The sequence below is a fragment of the Vibrio sp. RE86 genome (assembly GCF_013114545.1).
Classification (GTDB): domain Bacteria; phylum Pseudomonadota; class Gammaproteobacteria; order Enterobacterales; family Vibrionaceae; genus Vibrio.
Window position 1 is genome coordinate 1 of sequence record NZ_VTXI01000046.1, and the last position, 3,230, is coordinate 3,230.

Annotated in this window: 4 protein-coding genes; 3 read left to right on the forward strand and 1 reads right to left on the reverse strand. The window is 41.0% G+C overall.

From position 1 onward, the window contains the following. Window positions 1–141 precede the first annotated feature (141 nt). Complete coding sequence (locus tag F0231_RS20545; protein WP_171761537.1) at window positions 142–435, reverse strand: YfcZ/YiiS family protein; 294 nt, start codon at window positions 433–435, stop codon at window positions 142–144. Window positions 436–942: 507 nt separating this feature from the next. On the opposite strand from F0231_RS20545, the gene F0231_RS20550 reads away from it, so the two are divergent. From F0231_RS20550 to F0231_RS20560, 3 genes are all read left to right on the forward strand, one after another. Further along, on the forward strand, window positions 943–1,404 hold the full coding sequence (locus tag F0231_RS20550) for a TetR/AcrR family transcriptional regulator (RefSeq protein WP_171761538.1): 462 nt from the start codon (window positions 943–945) through the stop codon (window positions 1,402–1,404). Window positions 1,405–1,650: 246 nt separating this feature from the next. Further along, window positions 1,651–2,655 carry a response regulator gene (locus F0231_RS20555; protein WP_171761539.1) on the forward strand — a complete coding sequence of 335 codons (1,005 nt, stop codon included), beginning with the start codon at window positions 1,651–1,653 and terminating at the stop codon, window positions 2,653–2,655. After that, window positions 2,655–3,092 carry a PAS domain-containing protein gene (locus F0231_RS20560; protein WP_171761540.1) on the forward strand — a complete coding sequence of 146 codons (438 nt, stop codon included), beginning with the start codon at window positions 2,655–2,657 and terminating at the stop codon, window positions 3,090–3,092. The genes F0231_RS20555 and F0231_RS20560 overlap by 1 nt, the downstream gene beginning before the upstream one ends. Window positions 3,093–3,230: the final 138 nt, after the last annotated feature.

The window sequence follows — 3,230 nt, forward strand, 5'->3', positions numbered from 1 at the left end:
GTCTTAGAAACATAAAAAATCCGAGTGCATGGAATACACTCGGATTTTGACACCTTGGAAGGATCGTTCAACCGATCATTTAACCCTTAACTGATCGGCATTAGGCATAGGAGCCCGTTTTAAGAGATTGTTTGAACGAACTTAGCGCGTTAGAGAGCGAGTTTTCAGTTCGAAGATTAGCTTTTCAGCGCTAACTTCAAATTGGAAACGGGCAGTAAGTTCAGTCGAATCTTGTTCAATAGGTGTGATTTCGTGTTGTACATTTGCACACACTTGCTTTGCTAGCTCAACGTATTTTGCTAGTTCAGATTCAAGAAGTGCTTGCCCTGCTGCCATAATGGTTACTTCAGCAACGTCATCACCTTCTTTGATAATGAAGCCCATTTCACCAGCACAGCCACATGCTTCACATACTTGATCTTGTTCTGTGGTCATCTCAAATATCCTCTTACAAATAATGGTCTTATAGTATCGAGAATTTTGAAGCTAATCCATAAAAACAAGCGCACTAGGTTTCATGGGAAAAATGGTATGCTATGTTGACTAATGATTAAAAAACGGACAAAGACTTGCGAATAGCTCCTATTTAAGTGTGACCTATGTCAATAAATTACGAAAATTTATGTCATTTCGTTGTCAGAATGCTATTCAGTTAGTTGTAAGGACTGGCAATTTGTAAGATTATCGTTGGTTCATAATTATATAAACAATTAATAACGTCTAAGTATTCTATAAATTTCATATATAATTGAAGTTATGGAATGTTAGTTTGCAAACAATTAGATGGTTCGTACGGTTTAATTGTGATAATGTCCTTTACGTTTTTGATATTGATAAATCGTCTCGTTTATTGATGCGTAAATTGACACGGAAGCTAATTTAGACGTCGATAAGAAGACTCATTATAGAGTTAGACGGATTTACAGAGAGAAGAGCCTGAATATGCCAAAGCGTAGTAAAGAAGATACCGAAATTACGATTCAGAAGATTATGGATGCAGTAGTAGACCAGCTTTTGCGTCTAGGTTATGACAAAATGTCATACACAACACTGAGCCAACAGACCGGTGTTTCTAGAACGGGTATTAGCCACCATTTTCCTAAAAAGACGGATTTCACTGCAGCACTGGATGGACGCATTTTCAAAATGTTCGTCGATCATGTTGAGTTTGAAAAAGGTTTAAAAGAGTTTTCAGATAGCTGGGTAGCTGCACTTGATAACGAAGAGTTTCTAGCGATCCTACGTCTATTGTTCCACCATATCGTGACATCACAAAGCACGCATGAGTTCGCGAGCAATGGTATCGATCGTCTATACAAGATGACTGAAAGCCAGTTCGGCGAAGGTAGCGCTAAAGAGCTAGAATGGTTGATTGGTAAATCACTCATTCGTATGGCTCAGTAGTAGCTAGCTTGAAAGGCCTTCTTCGGAAGGCTTTTTTGTGTCTAGAGTTTATCGATAAATACCTATTTTCCTCTCTTCAAGTCTCTTCTTTATCAATAAATCCGTATTCGTCGCGGTTCTCTCTTTTTGTTCTGCTACATTCTTATTATATAGAAACCAATCACTAAACTATGGTTGCAGTACCTGATACGTTTAGTATCTGTTACACTGGTTTTATTCGTTAGATAAATGGGAGTTAATGTAGGAATGTCGTATCCTGTCCTTATTTGTGATGACTCCGCTTTAGCAAGAAAGCAGATGGCTCGCTCTCTGCCGGCTTCGTTAAACGCTGATATTACTTTTGCCGTGCATGGTTTAGATGCGTTGGAACAGCTCGAAGCTAATCCATTCAAATTGATGTTCCTCGACTTGACCATGCCGGAATTAGATGGCTTTGGTACTTTAGAAGAGATTCGAAATCGTGGCCTCGATATTCCTGTTGTCGTTGTTTCTGGTGATATTCAACCTAAAGCCAAAGAGCGAGTGATGGCGCTAGGGGCGAAAGCTTTTATTCAAAAGCCCATTAATAAAGATGCTCTTAATGCCGTTCTTAAAGAGCTGGTTGAGCCGAATAGTCGCCCTCAAATCATTACGCCAGTCTCCATTGAGCTCCCAATTCTGCGTCGCCGTGACATCTATATGGAAGTCGCTAACGTATCCATTGGTCGTGCTGCGGATGCGCTCGCGCGTCATTTCGATGTGTTTGTCCATCTCCCTTTGCCAAACGTCAATATTTTTGAGGTGAGTGAGCTCCACATGGCCTTGAGAGATCTTGCTGAAAACGATCAAGTTTCGGGAGTATGCCAAGGCTTCAGTGGGGAAGGCATCGCCGGTGAAGCACTTGTACTTCTCAGTGATTCTAGTGTTTCAGACCTTAAAAAGCTGATGAAAGTTCCGGCTGAAAGCGAAGAACTTGAAGAACTAGAGCTTCTAATGGATGTATCTAACATATTAGTGGGCTCTTTCCTGAATGGTTTAGGTGAGCAATCTGAAGTACGCTTTTTCCAGAGCTCGCCAGTTCTTTTAGGTCAGCACATTTCAATAGATTCTGTTATCAAGTCTACCTCTGGTTCATTTAAGAAAACGATGACATTCGAGGTGAGCTATAACATAGACGGTACATCCATTCGTTGTGACTTACTGTTCATGTTCGTCGATGAATCTCTGCCACTCCTAGATAACAAACTGTCGTACCTAATGGAGGACTTTTAATGTTAAATCTTCCTGCTGAATTTGAGCAATTCCACTGGATGGTGGACATGGTACAAAACGTGGATTTGGGCTTGGTTGTAATCGATAGAGAGCACAATGTTCAAGTCTGGAATGGCTTTATGACGCATCATAGTGGCATTCAAGCTCATGATGCAATTGGTAAGTCTATCTTCGAACTGTTTCCTGAAATTCCATCAGATTGGTTTAAGCTTAAGACAAAACCTGTTTATGATTTAGGTTGCCGAAGCTTCATTACATGGCAACAGCGCCCATACCTATTCAAATGCCGTAATGTGCGCCCTGTGACGCAGCAAGCGGATTACATGTATCAGAACATCACGCTTAACCCAATGCGAACGCCAACGGGTGAAATTCGATCGTTGTTCATATCAGTTCAGGACGCAACCGCTGAAGCACTGGTTTCGTTGAATCAATAAAGAATGATGTAGATATAAAAAGCCCCGCCATATGGCGTAATGCTTGTAAGTTAAGAAGCATTTAATACCTTTTTGAAGGCCTAGTCGCGTAGCGACTGGGCCTTCTTTTTACCGCTCGTGGATAACTTCTATCCCGCC